This window comes from Prochlorococcus sp. RS04, assembly GCF_001989455.1.
GTDB lineage: Bacteria > Cyanobacteriota > Cyanobacteriia > PCC-6307 > Cyanobiaceae > Prochlorococcus_A.
In genome coordinates this window covers 468,114-485,885 of sequence record NZ_CP018346.1, presented here as the reverse complement: position 1 = coordinate 485,885, position 17,772 = coordinate 468,114, and the positions used below count along the sequence as shown (strand labels likewise).

Below are 17,772 nucleotides of genomic sequence, written 5' to 3'. Positions count from 1 at the left end.
ATAGAAGTGGAGTTAGAACCACCATTTTCTGTAGGGCTTTTTTAAAAATAAGATTTCTTCAGTCTCCCATCCTCCCTCCAACCACTCAAGATGCTCAAGTAATAAAGACTCACTTTCCCTTTTGCTTAATTGCCCAATTCTATTAGCAATACCATCGAACCTTACTTTCATCAATTCCTCAATCTTGATGTTATTCATAGGTTAAATAATAAATTTTTTCTACTCTTACTTGTATACATTTTCTTGTCAACGATTTAATTTTATTTGTTTACTAGCAGTTCTTTAATATGTATTAAATACAACTTTTTAAAATAGATAGTAATTAAGACTTATTCACATAGATTTAATTAAAGACTAATTTATATAAAAATACTTTAACTATGAATAAAGAAGAAACATCAAAGCAAAAAACTATTTTAAATGTTGGCTATTGTGAAACGACCTCTGAATGGCTCAACAGAATCATTACTGAACTGGCAGATGAAAATAAAAATTTTGTAGATTTGTCAGTTATTTGTGCTTAATTTTTTAGAAAATATAGTTTATTTTGATTTTTTTTCAGTAAACTTTTAATTATAAGAGAAATTTAAAAAATATTTTATGATGTGATACCTAATAAAAAAAACATAGAAATAATTAAACAATTCAATTTATCTCCTCATCCTGAGGGCGGATGGTTTAGAGAGATAGTAAGGAGTGAAAATTCTCTAAGAAGGGAAGATGGCCAAAGTAGAAACTTTATTACGGGAATTTATTATCTTTTGGAAAGAGATGCAAAAAGTGCTTGGCACAGAGTAAAAAATGCTGATGAAATTTGGATTTATTTAAGGGGCGATCCTCTTAATTTATGGTGCCTAGATAATGATAATAAGTTAATAAGAAATTTAATTTTAGATTCCAATAATCCAGTAGAAATGATCCCATCTGGACATTGGCAAGCTGCAAAAAGTACAGGCGAATTTACTTTAGTGAGTTGTTGTGTTGCCCCGGGCTTTGATTTTGAGGATTTTGAATTACTCAGAAATACAAATCATACTTCTAGATTGGATAAAGCAATTAATGATCTTATTTGAGACATTTTTTTGTTTATATTTTTGAAATTATCCTCTAGATTTATAAGGCTACTTAATAAATGTATTTGGGATGAATCAAAATTCTGTCAAAATAATTGGAATAAATGATGATCCAAGAAAAGATTCACACTTAGTATATGTAAATCAGGCTGATGGATTAAAAGGCGTCCTTAATAGGGATTTTGATGAATGGTCTAATTTTGATAGTTGGGAAAGTATTTCAGTTCAGCAATGGATTTTCTCAAGGGCTTTGGAGGTTTTCAGAGGTATGAAAATTGATATTAAATGCGATTGTTGTGAACATAATGATTTTATCCCAAATGATTTTGAGAGCATTAGAAAAGAAAAATGCTTTGGTAAAAAAAGTGCTTACATGATTGAAAAAGTTGTAGATGAAATTGTATTGGCTAAGGCAAGAAGAGAAAGTGATGGAACATACTCTACGTAAGATTCATAAATATCTATGGAGTGAAAATCTTTTACTTACCAGTGAAAATTATCAGAAGAACCAATCGTTAAATTTTTAGTGGACATCTTATGGAACTTAAAGTGTACCGAATCACTGAACTCCTTTTCATCTGAGTAATTCACAAGATCCACTGGGTCGATGTTTTCATCGAACCATGCATCATATTCAATATGGTTTGGTTCAGCAAAATAACTCATATCCAATTAATAGCTCTCAAAAAACATATAAACGGTACATGCGATACCAAATTAACTTTCTTAATTTTTAGATAATCCATATTTTTAACTTGTTTATCAAGATTAGTTGCTAAAAAGATAGGAGAATTATCTATAAATTAATGTCTCTTGAAACTACTGTTTTCACATTTAAACTTTCAAATACATTTGAGGAGTGGGTAAAAATGTTTGACAGTCCAGAGATAGATGCATTTCATAAAACGGTAGGCCTTACTCCTTTATATCGTGGCAAAAGTTTAATTGATCCAAAAGAAGTGATTGTTATTCATCAAGCTGAAGAAGGCGTGGCTAAGCATGTTTTTTCAGATCCAGAAACCATCAAGAATATAGAATCTGGAGGGCATATTTATAGCACAACGAAAATTACAAGTTGGGTTTCTGAGTAGTCAAAACACTAACTATTTAAACCTATGTAAATAATGCGAAACAGGAGTTCCGCATAAGATTTTTAAAACAAAATTAGGTTATACCAGAGTCTAAATATAAGATTATTAACTAATTAGTTCGACTAAATTATTAATAAGAATCTAAGTGCTAGAGGTAACCATAGACATACAAGAAGCATTAGTAAAATTGTTATAGCATGGATATTTGGAATGTAATGCTCTTTTAAAATTTGTGTTTTCATAATTTATCTCGCCTTCTTAAGTTTGATTTCCCTTCTGATAAGCAATGCTATAACTACAACACACATGTTCATTAGAAATACGTCTAATGGCATTTAATAAAAAAGTCTCTACTTAATTAATAGCAAGATTTTTGATCTACGAATCAAGAAATGATTACTAATATTTATTGGCTTAATAATACGAATTTAAAAATTAAATTTATGCTTAAATATCTCAGAAATTTTAACTATTAAATGACTTATTCAGAAACAAGAATAGTAATAGGCGGTTTAGCTCATGTACCTGTTCTTATTTTTATAGCCAATTTTATTAAAGGTAAGTTTGTAATTAAAACTGAAGAGACAAAAGATACTGTAGTTAAAGGAGAGCCAGCTAAAATTATTGAGGTAAAAGATGCTGTAGTTAAAGAAGGGAAAGCAGAAGCTATAAAAGAAATCTCAAATAAGCTGGACAGTATTGAACAGAAAGCTGATGAGGTTTATGAAAAGGTAAAGAAGAAAAAGAAAAATAAGAAGAAGAAAAAAAATAACTAGATTGAAATACTATCAAGCATCAATGCATCTTGAGCTTGGATTGTATCTCTCTTATCTTCGTCTTCGGGATCTTTATAAGATGCAATTTCAGCTTGAATTTTTCTCTTGTAAACTCCTTTGATATAGTCCATTTCTCTCTTTTCTTTGTCCAGAATTGAAAATGGTGATCTTTTTAAGTTCATAACTTTCTCCAAAATAAATAAAATTTAATCAGCTCCAGTTTTTATCAGATTCAACAAAGCTATCCAATGTTTGCTGATTCCTGATTTCTTCCTCAAGAATTTCTTCTTCTGATCTTTCTTCAATCTCAGATATATGATTTTCTTTTAGTGTGGATTTGGTAGACATTTGCTCATGACGACTACATCTATGTTCTAACTAGTTAGAGAGGCTATTCGACTAATAAATATGTACGGTTTGAGGTACTCCAATATACGGATAAAGGATCGACAATTGAATTTAAATATGGGTAATATGTAAAGAATTTTTGATCAATTTTTGCCTTTAAGAATCATCAAAAAAGGTAGACCAATAAGCATCAAACTCCCATCAATTAATAAAAAAGTATTTAGCTTCATTTATCCCTTCCTTCGGGAGTATCCCAATTGAGGGAAATCCCTTTTTTAATTGGTTGTTTTTTCATATCATCCATCTCTTTCCTGATTTTGTTGTAGTAGGACAACTCCTCTGGATCATCAGAACCAAGACCATAATTCATAGTTGCTGCAATATATATTTTGTGCATCCGATATGACGATAGTGCCATTACTAAAGACAAACTATGTTAAATATATTTGAATTCTATTTAAAATGCTGATCTATGAGATCTCAATTATATTAATCAAATGCTCAAGTGCCCTCGTCGGGACTTGAACCCGAGACCTCTCCCTTACCAAGGGAGTGCTCTACCGCTGAGCTACAAGGGCAATTTTAAAGTGGGCCGGGTTGGATTTGAACCAACGTAGGCAGAGCCAGCGGATTTACAGTCCGCCCCCTTTAACCACTCGGGCACCGACCCCCACTATTTGAACTTATCAGTTAATGGACACTTTGTGTGAAATTGTTTTGGTTTTTTTGCTTCTTTCTAGATAGCATTTGTAAAGAAAAGACTTTATTGATGATGAATATTTTATTGATAAATGGACCAAATCTTAATCTTTTGGGCACTAGAGAACCTGAAATATATGGTAATAAAACATTGAGTGATATAGAAAAAGATTTAATTAAAGTTGCTAAAGAAAAAAGTATTAATCTTGAATGTTTTCAAAGTAATCACGAAGGAGAAATAGTAGATAAAATTCAGGAGTCTGTAAAAAGTATCCAAGGTATTCTTATAAATGCTGGTGCTTTTACTCATACCTCGATTTCTATTCGTGATGCTTTAATTGGATCGAAAATCCCTTTTGTAGAGTTACATATTTCAAATATTTTCAGTAGAGAAGATTTTCGTAAAGAATCTTTTCTTACAGATAAAGCTATAGGAATTATTAGTGGATTCGGCATATCAAGTTATTCCTTAGCTCTTGAAGGAATTATTGGATATTTGAGTATTAAAGATTAAATGCTAGTCGATTTTAAAAGGCCCATTTCTCATATTAAATATTTATCATCATTTACCTCAGATGAGTGGATCAAACTCGCATTATCTAATCCAATAGATATTCTTATTGACCATGCTCATTGTGAAAGAAAAGCAGCAGGAGTAGCTATTCAATTGATGTTTAGATATCCATCAGAACCAAATCTGGCAGAAGTTTTAAGTCCAATAGCGAGAGAGGAATTAGAGCATTTTGAGAAAATACTTTATTTTTTAAAGGATCTTGGACATTCTCTTGAGTCCTTAAAACCGCCTCCATATGGAGCTGAGTTGTCCAAGAATATAAGAAAGGAAGAGCCCAATAGAATGCTTGATAGTTTCTTAATAGCAGGACTTATTGAAGCAAGAAGTCATGAAAGATTAAGCTTGCTTGCGCTGAATTATGAAGATAAATCGTTTAAATCCCTTTATGAGTCTCTGCTAGAGAGTGAGGCAAGGCATTTTGGAGTTTACTGGAAACTAGCGCAAACTAAATTCTCTAAAGATCAAACTTTCAAAAGGTTAGAGGAATTGTCTGCAATTGAGTCAGCAATACTGGCTGAAACTTTTATATTGCCAAGGGTACATAGCTAAAGTTAATAAAATAAAAATGATAATAAAAAAGTTCTTAAGTTTACTTAATCCATATAAAACTGATTTACCAACATTAACCATCGTTGGTGTAGGCCCTGGAGATCCATCGCTTTTAACAATTGCTGCTGTGGATGCAATAAAAAAAGCGAAAGTTATAGTTTTCCCAATATCAGATGATAATAAAAAGAGTTTTGCTGCGGAAATAGTCAAGAAATACACCAAATTTAAAAAAAATATCCCTATCATCTTTCCAATGGCTAGGAAGGATTTTGATCCAGATGAAATATGGTCTAATGCTGCAAAAAAAATTGTGAAATCTATACAAAATGGCGAATCAGTTGTTTTACTTTGTCTTGGAGATACTTCGCTATTTGCAAGTTCTTCTAATATCTTGAGGTTAATAAAAAATAATCATGCTGAAATTATTACCAAAACAATACCTGGTATTTCCTCTATTTCAGCGGCAGCAGCTTTGAATGATTTTGATTTGGTAAAAAAAGGCGAGACATTAATCATCAAAGAATGCCCTTCTTCAGAATCTGAACTAACAACCCTAATTAGGGAAAGTAAGGCAAATAAAACGGTATTGGCCATTATGAAAGTTGGCAAAAGATGGAATTTAGTTAGGGAAATTTTAAAAAAAGAGGATATTATCAATACAACATTAATAGCTTTGAGTGTTGGGATGCCTGATCAAATTATTCAATATGCATCACAATATAATAAGGAATTTATGCCTTATTTTTCTTTGATTTTGATAAGGTTCGATTAATGTATAAAAAAGAAAAATTAGTTGAAAATAAATTTACATGGCCAATATGCAAGGATCTATTATTTCTCGTTCTCGAAGATAGAGTTAGTGATGTTTTTGTTTGTGAATTGGTTTGGGAAAGACTTTTTTATACTAAAGAACTCTCTAAAAATGATTGGGCATTTAGCGCATTGACTCCTTTTTATTGGTCAGAAAAATTTGAAAAAGCTCCTCAAATCATTTCAGAGCGACCAGCCTCAATACATTTGACTCGATCAATTCCAAAAGAATATAAACAGGGATTGAAAAATTTTCTCAATTTTAAAGGTTATAAGATTAATGAACTCTATCCAAGAAGAACTAGAAGAGCGACGGCAGTAAATTGGTTGATTTATTGGGCGATTGAAAATGATTGTTTTTCAAAAGATAGTGGATTCATGCCAAGTCCTAGTTCACCCCCTGTTAATCCAGTTAAAGGACATTTTGGCGATCCAGAAATTAAATAAGTTTTTTGAAAAAGGTAAATGATTCTATTAAAGGTATAGTTGTAATGGATACTACTTTCTTTGGAGAGAAGAATTGATTCTTCCTACAATAGCAATTATCGGAAGACCTAACGTTGGGAAATCTACCTTAGTTAATCGTCTTTGCCAAAGTAATGATGCAATAGTATTTGATAAGCCAGGTGTTACAAGAGATAGAACTTATCAAAATGCTTCATGGGGAGGTAAGGAATTTCAAATAGTTGATACTGGAGGTTTAGTTTTTGATGATGATAGTGAATTTCTCCCAGAGATAAGGACACAAGTTTTCTTAGCTCTTGAAGAGGCTTCACTCGCGTTACTGGTGGTAGATGGGAATCAAGGCGTTACTGATGGTGATTTATCAATAGCAAAATGGTTAAGAAACTCAAACTGTAAAACAATTGTTGCTGTTAATAAATGTGAATCGACTACTCTAGGAATATCCCTAGCCTCAGAGTTCTGGAAATTAGGATTGGGCGAACCTAATCCTGTATCAGCTATTCATGGTTCAGGTACTGGAGATCTATTAGATCTCGTTATTGGCGAACTTCCTGAAAATAATATCCAGGATGATGAAGAAAAGATAATGATGTCTATTATTGGTAGGCCTAATGTTGGTAAATCTAGTTTGTTAAATTCAATCTGTGGAGAAAAAAGAGCAATAGTTAGTGATATTAGTGGTACGACAACTGATTCAATAGATACGCTCATTAAAAAAGGTGATAATCATTGGAAAATTATTGATACTGCAGGGATTAGAAGAAAGAAAAATGTTAAATATGGCACTGAATTTTTTGGTATTAATAGGGCTTTTAAATCTATAGATAGAAGTGATGTTTGTGTTTTAGTTATAGATGCTATTGATGGAGTAACTGATCAAGACCAGAAGCTGGCTGGGCGCATAGAAGAACAAGGCAGAGCTTGCATAATTGTTGTTAATAAATGGGATCTTGTGGAAAAAAATAGTTCAACAATCTATCAAGTAGAAAAAGAACTTAGATCTAAACTTTATTTTTTACACTGGTCAAAAATGATTTTTATATCTGCCCTAACTGGTCAAAGGGTTGATAATATTTTTGAGCATGCTCTTAATGCTGTAAATCAACATAGAAGAAGAGTTACAACATCTGTAGTTAATGAAGTACTTAAAGAATCAATCAGTTGGAAAAGTCCTCCAACGAAGAGAAGCGGAAAGCAAGGTAGGCTTTATTACGGTACTCAAGTAAAGAACAAACCTCCCACTTTTACTCTTTTTGTAAATGACCCTAAATTATTTGGAATAACTTATAGAAGATATATTGAAAAACAAATTAGAGTAAATTTAGGCTTTGAAGGGACACCCCTTATTTTACTTTGGAGAGGGAAACAGCAAAGAGTTTTAAATAAAGAAGTCGAAAGAGAAAATATTGAGTTAATTCAAAAAGATTAATGAATTTGCTAACCAAATTTTCTGTTGGTCAATACGTTCATGGTAATAGAAGTTGGCTAAGAATTATAGATAGTAGATTAAAAATAATTATCGTAATGATATTTTTAATTACTCCAATCTGGGCAGGTCCAATATGGAGATTGAGTTTAGTTGGTTTTTTACTTTTAATTACTTTTTTAAGTTTATTGCCATCTAGAGTATGGTGGCGATCACTATTTTTTCTCTCATGCTTGTCACTTTTAATTGGATGTATATCAATTCTTGCCTCTTCTGATATTCAATCTCTTGATGGCTACTTGAGAAATCCCAATGAGTTGCAAGTAGTACTGGAAAGCCAAAAAAAATGGAATATTTTGCAAATTCCTTTGCAGAAGATATGGTTTATTAATTTTGGTCCCTATAACTTATCAAGAAAAGCCTTTGAACTAGGAATAAAAACCTCCACTTTGATATTTACCGTTATTCATAGTGTGAATTTGATGCTTTTAACCACATTGCAGGAAGACATTGTATGGGGATTAAGTTGGTTTATGTATCCATTAAGAAAGATTGGATTGCCAACTAGTAAGTGGCTGTTTCAGTTGTTAATTGCATTACGTTTTATTCCTCTAGTGCAGGAAGAACTTCAAAATATCATTAAATCAGTGTCAGTTAGATCAATAAATTTTCGAAATTTAGGATTAAAGAAATCTTTTAATGTTTTGTTAATCTTAGTGGAGAGATTATTTCAAAATATTTTTCTGAGAATTGATCATGGAGCAGAATCATTACTTTCAAAAAAAAATATTATTGTTAAAACCAACAGATTTAGAACTCTTTATCCTTCAAAATCACTCAATGTAATTGTTAATACATTATCGATTTGTTTTATTTGCATAGCAATTTTTCTTAGAAAACTGTATGGTGCATTATAAATAACATAATATTTAGGTTTGAGTTCTGAGCGTTATTTAAACCATCCAACATTTGGTATGTTGTACCAAGTCTCTCCTGGAAATGATGGAAGAGATATTTATGCGACTTTATACGCTCAAAAAATGTTTTTTTTGGTAGAAGTTAGACAGAGAGAAGTTTTTTTTGAAGTTATACCTTACTTAGATGCTCGTAATCAGGCGGAATTAAACCTTCAAAAAGCTAGAAGAAAAGGATCTGAAGAACTATCTAAATGGGAGAATTTATTTACGCAAACTTTCTTATAAAATGTGAACCCTGCAAATTATTTAGAAATAAAAAATAAAATTCCTTCAAATGTAAATATTCTTGCGGTAAGTAAAGGATTTAAAAGTCAAGAAATCAAGACTATTCAAAATATAGGTCAGAACGATTTTGGTGAAAGTAAGGTTCAAGAGGCGCTTGAAAAACAATTAACCTTAAAAGAACATAAACAAATAAATTGGCACTTTATTGGAAGAATACAAAGTAATAAAATAAGAAAAATAGTTCAAAATTTTAAATATATTCATTCAGTAGATTCATTTGAAAAGTTGCAAAAGATTTCTAATATTTCACGTGAAGAGAAGAAAAATCCATTAATAATGTTGCAGGTTAAGTTGAGTGATGACCCTACTAAAGGAGGCTTTAATCCTGAATTTTTAATAATGAATTGGAGAGAAATTCAAGAGTTGAAAAATATTTCATTAACTGGTTTGATGACTATCAATCCTAAAGGACTTAGCTCTAAAGAAAATTCAGGGTTGTTCAAAAAATGTCGTGCTCTCGCTGATTCACTGCAACTACCAGATTGTTCAATGGGGATGTCTGGTGATTGGGAGGAAGCTATTGACGCTGGATCTACTTGGTTAAGATTAGGATCATTGATTTTTGGAGGTAGATCCTAATTAGTTAATTTTTTTATAAAAATCTTATTTATAAACTTGCAGTTAAGTTCAACTAACGTTATTTAAGTATAGGTAGTTTATTCATTTAAAAAATGAATCTATTACTTAAGGTTCTTAAACCTTAGTAATCAATTTCAAGAGGATTTAAAAGGTGTCACTTATTTCTAGATTAAAGGCAGTAGTTGCAGGGGATGAGTATCTCGATGATGATTTTGATGAGTTGGATTATGCTTCAGAGGATGAATTAAATGATATTAATAATTTCAAACAAAATCCAAAAAATGCAAATGCCCTTGCAAATTCCAATCCATTCGATTTTATGAATAATAACAGATCATCAAAAGTAGTTGGTATGCCTGGAATTACAAATTCATCCTCAGAAGTAAGCTTAATGGAACCAAGAAGTTTTGATGAGATGCCTCAAGCGATACAAGCATTAAGAGAAAGAAAAACTGTAATACTCAATTTAACTATGATGGATCCTGATCAAGCTCAAAGAGCGGTTGATTTTATTGCTGGGGGCACATATGCAATTGATGGACATCAAGAGAGAGTCGGTGAAAGTATTTTTCTTTTTGCTCCAAGTTGTGTAAATGTAACTAGTTCTTCCCCAGAAGAAGCTTCTCCTTCTTCTGTATCTACAGAAAACACACCACAATATAGTTTGAGCAAAAATACTACTCCTGAACCAGCATGGGGTAATTCTAAATTAAGTGCTTATTCATGATGAATCTGTGACAGATAAAATTGCGGTAATTGGTTTTGGAAATATTGCAAGTGCTATAGTTACTCCTCTATTAGATAACAAATTAATTCATCCAGAGAATGTTTTTTGTGTTGTAAATACAGAAAAAAGTTTAGAAAAAATAAAAAATAATTATAAACATAATATAAACGTTTATAAATCAGGCTCTAAAGAGTCAAAAATAATTTGGGATTGTCAATATAAACTTCTTTCGATAAAACCCCAACAATTAAATGACATAAGTGAGGCCCATCATATAAAAAATAAGGACAATTTAATAGTTTCTATTCTTGCCGGAGTTTCAATAAATAGACTTGCTCAAAAGTTTCCTAATCATAAATGTGTGAGAGTGGTTACAAATATTCCAATAACTATTGGAAAAGGTTTAACAGGGATCTCTTGGGGAGAAGAAATTACAGAAGATCAGAAACAATTCACAAAAAAATTATTTGAAAATACTAGTAAAATTTATGAATTTACTGAAGATTACCTTGATATATTTTTAGCTTTAACTTCATCAGGTCCTGCAATTATTGCTTTAATTATAGAAGCATTAAGTGATGGAGGATTAAGCGGGGGATTACCAAAAATAATTTCAGAGGAACTTGTTATGGAAATGATATTAGGGACTATTTTTCTAATAAAGGAAAATAAACTTACTACTTCTGAGCTTAAAAATTTAGTAACCTCTCCAGGTGGAACAACTATTTCTGCTTTAAGGGTTTTAGAAAAAAAGAGTGTAAGGTCAGCATTAATTGAATCAATAGTTTCAGCTAGTAATAGAAGTAAGGAGTTTCGTTAGGTTTTTGAATTATCTTTTAAGTTCATATAAACTTTTTCAAGTGAATTTATATTTTTACTAATTGTGTATCTCTGAAGTATACGTTCTCTAGCTTTCTCTCCAAGATCTTTTGTAAATGAAGGGTGTTCTACAAGAATTGGGATTATAGTTTTTAGTTGTGAAGCCACATTATCAGTTGAAATTACTATTCCTGCTCCGTTATCTAAAACTTCACCGTCAGCTCCGGCATCTGTAGCTACACAAGCAGTACCAGCAGACATTGCCTCTAAAAGTGATAATGATAAACCTTCTACTAAGCTTGGTAAGAAAAAAACTTCTGCTATTTGCATTATTGCTATCCTAGTTTCTAAATCTAATTCGGCACCCCACCAAATTAATTTCTCATTACCAAGGTTAGAAAAACTATTTTCAAGTGTTGGCTTCATTGGTCCATCCCCAACAATAACTAATTTGCAATTTTGAGTTTTTGTTTGGCGCCAAGAACGTAAAAGTGCCTCGATATTTTTCTCATTTGCAATCCTTCCCATATATAAAAAGATTCTTTCATTTCCAAGTTTGTTTTTTACCTGATCATATTTTTTACTTTTTTCGCAAAAAGGTTTCCAAATATTTTCATCAACGCCGTTTGGAATAACTATTTGTTTTTCTGTAGGTACTCCTAATTTATCAAGAACATTTTTTTGAAGTTCAGAAAAAATAATTATTTTATCGAACTTTGCTAAAGATGGAGCATAAAGTTGATAGGTTAATTGTTGAGTGCTCGCAGTTAGATTTCTATTTTTTGCATCAAATGGTGGATGAAATGTTCCTATAAGAGGAACATTAATTTCATTACAAAGCTCTGGAAGTCTAAAGTCTAATGGAGATAAAGTTAGGCTTGCATGTACTATGTCAGGTTTTAATCTTTCCAATGATAGTCTTAGTTCTTTTTCTGCCCTTGGTGAGGGTATTGTATAAACCTGAGATTTAATTAAATATGGGAGACTTACATCAGGATCATTTGCAAGAAATAATGGTTTTGATGAATTTGAACTAGAGGGATTGTCGAAATGAATAAAACTAATTTTATGCCCTCTGGCCTTCAATTCCTTAGTAGTTGATTTGCCATAAGTTACATTTCCGCAAAAAGGGGATTTTTTACCCAACCAGGCAATATGAACCACATTAATTGATTTAGCTATTTATAAAGTTAACAGTAAGAGCCGCTATGATCATAATTTTTAAATTTTTTTATGATTTATGAAAATCTTAACTATATATTTCTCTCAAAATTTTTAGTGAAGATAATTCTTTCTCTAGTTGAGCAGAGATCCAAGTCTCAATAATAAATAATATTTTAAGCCAGACTTTTTTAGGTCCCAATAACTCTCCATTAGATTTTATTGGTAATTCGGGAAAAAGAAGTCTTTGTAATAGAGCAACTTCAGATGCATTTATTTTTAGATTACTTTGAGGATCTTCAATTGACGAAAACCCTTCACTTGGCAAATAATAACAACTCCATTCCCAATTTCCTAAAGGCGGAATAATAGGTTCTCCAGTTTTACAGCAATGATGAATTGGTAAATTTATACCTCCAATGGCTAATAGATGGATTAAAGATTGAATACTCATTGAGAGCATTTTAATATCTTCTTCTTTAGATTCTTCATACAAATGAATCCTATCTAGATGTGCAAGAACACATGATAAATAGTTTTGTTGCTTATCATTATTACCTACTAATAAAAAAGTTAATTCAGTTATTGCTTGCGCGGCTGCAAGACATTCAATATTTTTCCCTAGACCAGAATAGCTTTTTAATATTTTAATTTGACGTACTGATTTAAGATTTCTTTTCCCAAAAATTTGCAGACTTAAATATGTTAATGGAGTAGCTGCTGCAAGACTACTTTTAGGACGTCTAGCACCAGGTACCGCTAATCGAACAATCCCCTGCTCATCAGTAAGAATAGTTATTAATCTATCATTTTCGCCTAATGGAGAAGCTTTAATACAGAGACCCTCTAGTCTGCACTCACCAGAACCAGACATTTAAAAATTTACTTCTTGGAAAATCTCACAAAAATTAGAAGTTCCAACGCAACTAATTCCATTATCAAACAAATCAATAACTTGTGTCAGTTTTTTTATACCACCTACAACTTTTATTTGATTTTGAGAGCCTGTTATTTTTAGTATTTCGGGGACATCATTAGATGTAAAAGGAGATCCAAACCCGTCCCCGAATTGAAAATTTTTTATTCCTAATTCCAAACATATTTCTATCGCATTAATAAAAACTTCTTCTTGTAGTTTTGATTTATTTATGATTATTGAAACTGGTAATCCAGATAATTTAACTTGCTCAATTTCAGCAGCGAAAGTTTCTAAATTTCTTTTGGATAAATTGATAAAGTTTGGGATATATTCAATTCCTTTTGCACCCTTATCTTTTGCAAAAGAAACTAATTCTTCAATAAATGAAACTGGTAAATCTGCTAAGGGGTAAGAAATAAGTGCGTTTATATCCGCACTGTAATTACCCAAACAGTTTTTAAGATCAGTTAAATAATTTAGTGAAGTAGAAATATTTTTGATATTGTATTTTCTTATTAAACCGCAATTCACACAGAAATCTTCCCATGATAAATAAGGGTTAATAATAATCGCATGAATTTTCTCGTTTAATTCATATTCAATATTGGGCATTTAAAACTTATTTAGATTGAATCAATCCATAACCTCCATGATTCCTTTTATATATAACTTGAAGTTCATTATTTTTCTTGTTTCGAAAAACATAAAAATCATGATCAATTAGATCTAATTGTTTTCTTGCTTCGTCTGTTGAAATTGGAGTCATTTCAAAGTATTTATTTTTTATAGATGGCTCAGGCAGACTTGCTTCAGTTCCTTCTTTAAAAAAAGCTTTATCTAAAAAATTTGATTCCATACTTTCAATTGGTAAAGAATCTTTATTTTTAAATTGTTTATTATGAAATGTTTTATTGTTTCTTTCTTTGTATTTGCGTAATTTTCTACAAAGTTTATTTGAAACTAAATCAATGCTTGAGTATAGATTTTCAGTTTTTTCTTCAGCTCTAATTACGGTACCATTTGCAAAAATAGTAACTTCTGCAGTTTGGAACGAGACTCTTGGATTCTTTTCAATTGAAAGGTGTATGTCAGCTTCTTTAACGATATCCTTATAGTGATGTGTTGCTTTTTCTATCTTTGCCTCAGTATATTCTTTTAATGCTCCAGTAAGCTCAAGATTCTTTCCATGGATTAAAATTTTCATAACAAATCTAAAAATATTTACTTACTTTCTAAATCTACTTAAATATGGATAATAGAACAGCAATAATTAAACAACCTGATAATATTTCTTGTTTTAATGATGTTTATAAATTACAAAAAGAATATCAGGAGGCATTGATTTTAGATAATTCTAACCCTGATTTTATTTGGATAGGGGAGCATCAACTCTGTTATACATTGGGGAGAGGATCTAATTACGATAATTTACTATTTTCGCTAAATGATGCTAAATATGATGTTTTTAAGATTGATAGAGGTGGTGAGGTAACTTGTCATATGCCAGGACAATTAGTAACTTATTTGGTTTTAGATTTGAAAAATTTTAAAAAAGATTTAAATTGGTACTTAAGAAAAATTGAAGAAATTATTATAAAAATCCTTGGCGCTTTTAATATAAATTGTCACTCTAGAAAAGGGTTTACTGGTGTTTGGATAGGAAATAAGAAAATCGCATCAATTGGAATTGGGTGTAAAAGATGGATTACGATAAATGGATTTTCAATCAATATTGACTGCGAATTAGAAAACTTTAATAAGATTGTTCCTTGCGGAATAGAAAATTGTCTTATGGCAAATATGATTGATTACAACAAAAATTTAAATATTCAAGAAGTCAAGAGAATTGTTAAAAAAACCATCGAGGAAGAATTTAATTTTGATTTTATATCAAAATAGAAATTAAAATTTCAAAATCAATTTAATATGGGTGATTTAGCGTATTGGCCTGCAGCCAAACCTCTTTCTAAAAAAAATACATTTGCCAAAAATAGAGATTTTATTAAGAACCTTGATCATATAGATCAAATTTGGGAAAAATTAAAAATTAAATGTGGTGATACTTTAGCTGTTTGCGATTTAAGAGGGAAATACAAAGAAAAATTTTCTTATTCTGAGCTAGCTGATTTAATAACAAAAGTCTCTTTTTCTTTCGAAAATTATGGTTTAAAAAAGGGGGATGTAGTTACTGTAATATCTGAAAATTCTCCAAGATGGCTAGCAGTAGATCAAGGCTTAATGCGTTTAGGAGCTATAAATGCAGTGAGAGGTATTAATTCTCCTTCAGTAGAATTAGACTATATTATTGGGCATTCTAATTCAGTAGGACTAATAGTTCAATCTAAGGAAATTTGGCTAAAGTTAAACAACAAAGAAGAATTAAAAAAAAGACTCAAATTTATAATCAATTTAGAAGATGAACAATTTGAAAGTTTAATAAGTTGGAGTACATTCATAAGTTCAGTAAAAAAAGAAAATTCACAAAATAATAATCTTGAAAAATTTAATCCAGAAATTGATGACGTCGCTACTATTCTTTACACTTCTGGGACGACTGGAAAACCTAAAGGTGTGCCTTTGACTCATGCAAATTTTTTACATCAAATAATCAATTTAGCCTATATCGCTGATCCAGAACCAGGGACCTCTGTATTAAGCGTTTTGCCTATCTGGCATTCTTATGAGAGAAGTGCTGAATACTTCTTTTTTTCATGCGGTTGTTCTCAATACTATACAATTCCAAAATTTCTTAAAGATGATATTACACAAATAAAACCTGTTGTCATGGCTACTGTACCGAGACTATGGGAAGCAATACATGATGGTTTTTTTCAGGCTTTGAAAAAAATGCCTTCCAAAAAGCAAAAACTTATTAAGTTTTTAATAAGTAATAGTTCGGTTTTTAAAAGAAGTCTTAGAAAGATAAGAAATATAGATATAAATCAAATCACTTTTAAATCAAAAATCCCCTTACTGGGTTCTGTTATTAGCCGATACCCTTTACATAAATTGTCTACTATTTGTTTATGGCCGAATATTCTTAGACAACTATGCGGAGAAAAACTGAAATTCCCTATTAATGGTGGAGGTGCATTGCCAGAACATGTAGATCTTTTTTTTGAATCTTTAGGTGTAGATGTTTTGGTGGGATATGGACTCACAGAAACTAGTCCAGTATTAACTTGTAGGAGAAGAGAATTAAATGTTAGAGGATCATCTGGGCAGCCTCTTTCATTTACTGAAATCAAAATAGTGAATGATGATAAAAAAAAGATTCTGAAGTTCAGAGAAGTCGGAAAAATTCTTGTTAGGGGGCCGCAAGTAATGAAAGGTTATCTTAATAATGAAATAGCTACAAATGATGTTTTATCCAAGGATGGTTGGTTTGATACTGGTGATTTAGGTTTTCTAATACCAAATGGTTCTCTCTTTATAACCGGAAGAGCCAAGGATACAATAGTGCTATCAAGTGGTGAAAATATAGAACCGAATCCCCTAGAGACTGAAATTCTTAGTTCTGAATTTATTAATCAGATTCAATTAGTAGGACAAGATAAGAAATGTTTAACAGCTCTCGTAGTTCCTAATGTCGAATTGGTTAAAAGCAAGTTTTTGGAAGAAGACCTTTCAAAATTAAACCTGAATAAGAAAATTGGTACATTTTTCAAATCACAAATTAATAATTTGCTTAAAAGTCGATTAGGAGCAAGATCAGAAGAACAAATATTAGATTGTTATTTTGTTGATGCCTTTACTCTAGAAAATGGGTTATTAACACAAACTCTTAAACAAAAAAGAAAAGAAATAGAAAAAAAGTATTCATTACAAATAGAAAATATGTATGAAAACAAATTTAGTAAGAAAATTTGATTTGTTCTATCTATATTGAAAAGGTAATTTAATTTTTTATGGAAACAAAAAACTCAATATCTATAAAGCGCTCAATAGCTATTAAAGCTGTAGTTACACCAACTTGGAAGGAAGATGCTGAAAAAGAATTAAGTAAAGCAATTTCAAACATTGATCAGCAATTGTCGCAACTGGAGCAAGAGGGGCAGCAAATAGTAAATAATATTAGATCCCAATCGGTTAATCCCCTAGATCCAAGAGTTCAAGAACAGGTTAGTCAAGTGCAACAACAAGTCGCAGCAAAACGAAATGAAATTGAAGAACAAAAAAGAAATCTTCTTCAACAACAGAGTCAAGTTCGCGAATTAAAAATGGACGAAATTGTTGATCAAGGGCAAGTGGATAGTTTCTGTGATGTCACTGTGGGAGACAATCTTATTGAAAAAATGCAAGTATCGATTACGGTTAAGGATGGAGTTATTCAATCTATAGATAATAATTAAAGAGAAGATTTAGTATTTTTGATAAATATAAGTAAATCTTAATTTCGAAAAGTTTAAATTCTAATCAATCTAAATTATTACTTTCTTAAGTTTTAAGAGTTCCCACTGTGAACATGATTTCGTATAATTAAAACAAGAGTTT

Annotated in this window: 26 protein-coding genes and 2 tRNA genes; 18 read left to right on the top strand and 10 right to left on the bottom strand. The window is 31.0% G+C overall.

What is annotated here, in order from left to right; translation table 11 throughout:
• Window positions 1–12: 12 nt before the first annotated feature.
• Window positions 13–198 carry a hypothetical protein gene (locus BS621_RS09240; protein ID WP_032515599.1) on the bottom strand — a complete coding sequence of 62 codons (186 nt, stop codon included), beginning with the start codon at window positions 196–198 and terminating at the stop codon, window positions 13–15.
• A 182-nt stretch (window positions 199–380) separates the two neighbouring features.
• Here BS621_RS09240 and BS621_RS09395 point away from each other — a divergent pair, with 182 nt between their 5' ends.
• The 5 genes from BS621_RS09395 to BS621_RS02800 all read left to right on the top strand — a co-directional run bounded on the left by BS621_RS09395 (window position 381) and on the right by BS621_RS02800 (window position 2,940).
• On the top strand, window positions 381–524 hold the full coding sequence (locus BS621_RS09395) for a hypothetical protein (protein WP_011862401.1): 144 nt from the start codon (window positions 381–383) through the stop codon (window positions 522–524).
• An 81-nt stretch (window positions 525–605) separates the two neighbouring features.
• A complete protein-coding gene (locus BS621_RS02820) occupies window positions 606–1,073 on the top strand; it encodes a cupin domain-containing protein (RefSeq protein ID WP_077141751.1) in 468 nt (155 codons plus the stop codon).
• Window positions 1,074–1,143: 70 nt separating this feature from the next.
• Complete coding sequence (locus tag BS621_RS02815; protein WP_077141750.1) at window positions 1,144–1,521, top strand: phosphoenolpyruvate carboxykinase; 378 nt, start codon at window positions 1,144–1,146, stop codon at window positions 1,519–1,521.
• Window positions 1,522–1,879: 358 nt separating this feature from the next.
• Window positions 1,880–2,164 carry a DUF3764 family protein gene (locus BS621_RS02805; RefSeq protein WP_025931405.1) on the top strand — a complete coding sequence of 95 codons (285 nt, stop codon included), beginning with the start codon at window positions 1,880–1,882 and terminating at the stop codon, window positions 2,162–2,164.
• A gap of 476 nt (window positions 2,165–2,640) precedes the next feature.
• On the top strand, window positions 2,641–2,940 hold the full coding sequence (locus BS621_RS02800; protein ID WP_077141749.1) for a hypothetical protein: 300 nt from the start codon (window positions 2,641–2,643) through the stop codon (window positions 2,938–2,940).
• On the opposite strand, the gene BS621_RS02795 is transcribed toward BS621_RS02800, so the two are convergent.
• The 5 genes from BS621_RS02795 to BS621_RS02780 form a co-directional block, all read right to left on the bottom strand.
• On the bottom strand, window positions 2,937–3,122 hold the full coding sequence (locus BS621_RS02795; protein WP_077142648.1) for a hypothetical protein: 186 nt from the start codon (window positions 3,120–3,122) through the stop codon (window positions 2,937–2,939). The two genes, BS621_RS02800 and BS621_RS02795, sit on opposite strands and share 4 nt — an antisense overlap.
• Before the next feature lie 28 nt (window positions 3,123–3,150).
• Window positions 3,151–3,288 carry a hypothetical protein gene (locus tag BS621_RS09390; protein WP_198025605.1) on the bottom strand — a complete coding sequence of 46 codons (138 nt, stop codon included), beginning with the start codon at window positions 3,286–3,288 and terminating at the stop codon, window positions 3,151–3,153.
• A gap of 226 nt (window positions 3,289–3,514) precedes the next feature.
• A complete protein-coding gene (locus BS621_RS02790) occupies window positions 3,515–3,706 on the bottom strand; it encodes a hypothetical protein (protein WP_077142647.1) in 192 nt (63 codons plus the stop codon).
• A gap of 88 nt (window positions 3,707–3,794) precedes the next feature.
• A tRNA-Thr gene (locus tag BS621_RS02785) sits at window positions 3,795–3,866 on the bottom strand.
• Window positions 3,867–3,876: 10 nt separating this feature from the next.
• Window positions 3,877–3,958: transfer RNA gene (locus BS621_RS02780), tRNA-Tyr, on the bottom strand.
• 102 nt (window positions 3,959–4,060) lie between these two features.
• Between BS621_RS02780 and aroQ the strand changes: the two genes are divergently transcribed.
• The 10 genes from aroQ to proC all read left to right on the top strand — a co-directional run bounded on the left by aroQ (window position 4,061) and on the right by proC (window position 11,199).
• Window positions 4,061–4,501, top strand: coding sequence for a type II 3-dehydroquinate dehydratase (aroQ, locus tag BS621_RS02775; protein ID WP_025944467.1), 441 nt, complete (start codon window positions 4,061–4,063; stop codon window positions 4,499–4,501).
• The gene (locus BS621_RS02770; RefSeq protein WP_077141748.1) at window positions 4,502–5,110 is read left to right on the top strand and encodes a tRNA-(ms[2]io[6]A)-hydroxylase; all 609 of its coding nucleotides are present in this window, start codon (window positions 4,502–4,504) and stop codon (window positions 5,108–5,110) included.
• A gap of 16 nt (window positions 5,111–5,126) precedes the next feature.
• The gene (gene cobI, locus BS621_RS02765; RefSeq protein ID WP_077141747.1) at window positions 5,127–5,882 is read left to right on the top strand and encodes a precorrin-2 C(20)-methyltransferase; all 756 of its coding nucleotides are present in this window, start codon (window positions 5,127–5,129) and stop codon (window positions 5,880–5,882) included.
• The gene (locus BS621_RS02760; RefSeq protein WP_077141746.1) at window positions 5,882–6,367 is read left to right on the top strand and encodes a DUF1823 family protein; all 486 of its coding nucleotides are present in this window, start codon (window positions 5,882–5,884) and stop codon (window positions 6,365–6,367) included. Before cobI ends, BS621_RS02760 begins: the two co-directional genes overlap by 1 nt.
• 73 nt (window positions 6,368–6,440) lie before the next feature.
• Window positions 6,441–7,814, top strand: a complete 1,374-nt coding sequence (gene der / locus BS621_RS02755) for a ribosome biogenesis GTPase Der (RefSeq protein ID WP_077141745.1) — start codon at window positions 6,441–6,443, stop codon at window positions 7,812–7,814.
• Window positions 7,814–8,728, top strand: coding sequence for an energy-coupling factor transporter transmembrane component T family protein (locus BS621_RS02750; RefSeq protein WP_077141744.1), 915 nt, complete (start codon window positions 7,814–7,816; stop codon window positions 8,726–8,728). Before der ends, BS621_RS02750 begins: the two co-directional genes overlap by 1 nt.
• 18 nt (window positions 8,729–8,746) lie before the next feature.
• On the top strand, window positions 8,747–9,013 hold the full coding sequence (locus tag BS621_RS02745) for a PII-interacting protein PipX family protein (protein WP_025880619.1): 267 nt from the start codon (window positions 8,747–8,749) through the stop codon (window positions 9,011–9,013).
• A gap of 3 nt (window positions 9,014–9,016) precedes the next feature.
• A complete protein-coding gene (locus BS621_RS02740) occupies window positions 9,017–9,652 on the top strand; it encodes a YggS family pyridoxal phosphate-dependent enzyme (RefSeq protein WP_077141743.1) in 636 nt (211 codons plus the stop codon).
• A 151-nt stretch (window positions 9,653–9,803) separates the two neighbouring features.
• A complete protein-coding gene (locus BS621_RS02735; RefSeq protein WP_077141742.1) occupies window positions 9,804–10,379 on the top strand; it encodes a cell division protein SepF in 576 nt (191 codons plus the stop codon).
• A 7-nt stretch (window positions 10,380–10,386) separates the two neighbouring features.
• Window positions 10,387–11,199 (top strand): pyrroline-5-carboxylate reductase, encoded by an 813-nt coding sequence (gene proC, locus BS621_RS02730; RefSeq protein ID WP_077142646.1) that lies wholly within the window; start codon window positions 10,387–10,389, stop codon window positions 11,197–11,199.
• On the opposite strand, the gene BS621_RS02725 is transcribed toward proC, so the two are convergent.
• The 4 genes from BS621_RS02725 to hpf form a co-directional block, all read right to left on the bottom strand.
• Window positions 11,196–12,362, bottom strand: a complete 1,167-nt coding sequence (locus BS621_RS02725) for a glycosyltransferase family 4 protein (protein ID WP_077141741.1) — start codon at window positions 12,360–12,362, stop codon at window positions 11,196–11,198. The genes proC and BS621_RS02725 overlap by 4 nt on opposite strands.
• Before the next feature lie 85 nt (window positions 12,363–12,447).
• Window positions 12,448–13,233, bottom strand: a complete 786-nt coding sequence (recO, locus tag BS621_RS02720) for a DNA repair protein RecO (RefSeq protein WP_077141740.1) — start codon at window positions 13,231–13,233, stop codon at window positions 12,448–12,450.
• A complete protein-coding gene (locus BS621_RS02715) occupies window positions 13,234–13,890 on the bottom strand; it encodes a 2-deoxyribose-5-phosphate aldolase (protein ID WP_077141739.1) in 657 nt (218 codons plus the stop codon).
• A gap of 7 nt (window positions 13,891–13,897) precedes the next feature.
• Window positions 13,898–14,482, bottom strand: a complete 585-nt coding sequence (hpf, locus tag BS621_RS02710) for a ribosome hibernation-promoting factor, HPF/YfiA family (RefSeq protein ID WP_077141738.1) — start codon at window positions 14,480–14,482, stop codon at window positions 13,898–13,900.
• A 44-nt stretch (window positions 14,483–14,526) separates the two neighbouring features.
• On the opposite strand from hpf, the gene lipB reads away from it, so the two are divergent.
• Genes lipB through BS621_RS02695 form a run of 3 tightly spaced genes read left to right on the top strand, consistent with a single transcriptional unit; the run spans window position 14,527 to window position 17,630 of the window.
• Window positions 14,527–15,177 carry a lipoyl(octanoyl) transferase LipB gene (lipB, locus tag BS621_RS02705; RefSeq protein WP_077141737.1) on the top strand — a complete coding sequence of 217 codons (651 nt, stop codon included), beginning with the start codon at window positions 14,527–14,529 and terminating at the stop codon, window positions 15,175–15,177.
• Between the two features lie 27 nt (window positions 15,178–15,204).
• On the top strand, window positions 15,205–17,148 hold the full coding sequence (locus BS621_RS02700) for an AMP-binding protein (protein ID WP_077141736.1): 1,944 nt from the start codon (window positions 15,205–15,207) through the stop codon (window positions 17,146–17,148).
• Window positions 17,149–17,186: 38 nt separating this feature from the next.
• Window positions 17,187–17,630, top strand: a complete 444-nt coding sequence (locus BS621_RS02695) for a YlqD family protein (protein WP_025880659.1) — start codon at window positions 17,187–17,189, stop codon at window positions 17,628–17,630.
• Window positions 17,631–17,772 lie beyond the last annotated feature (142 nt).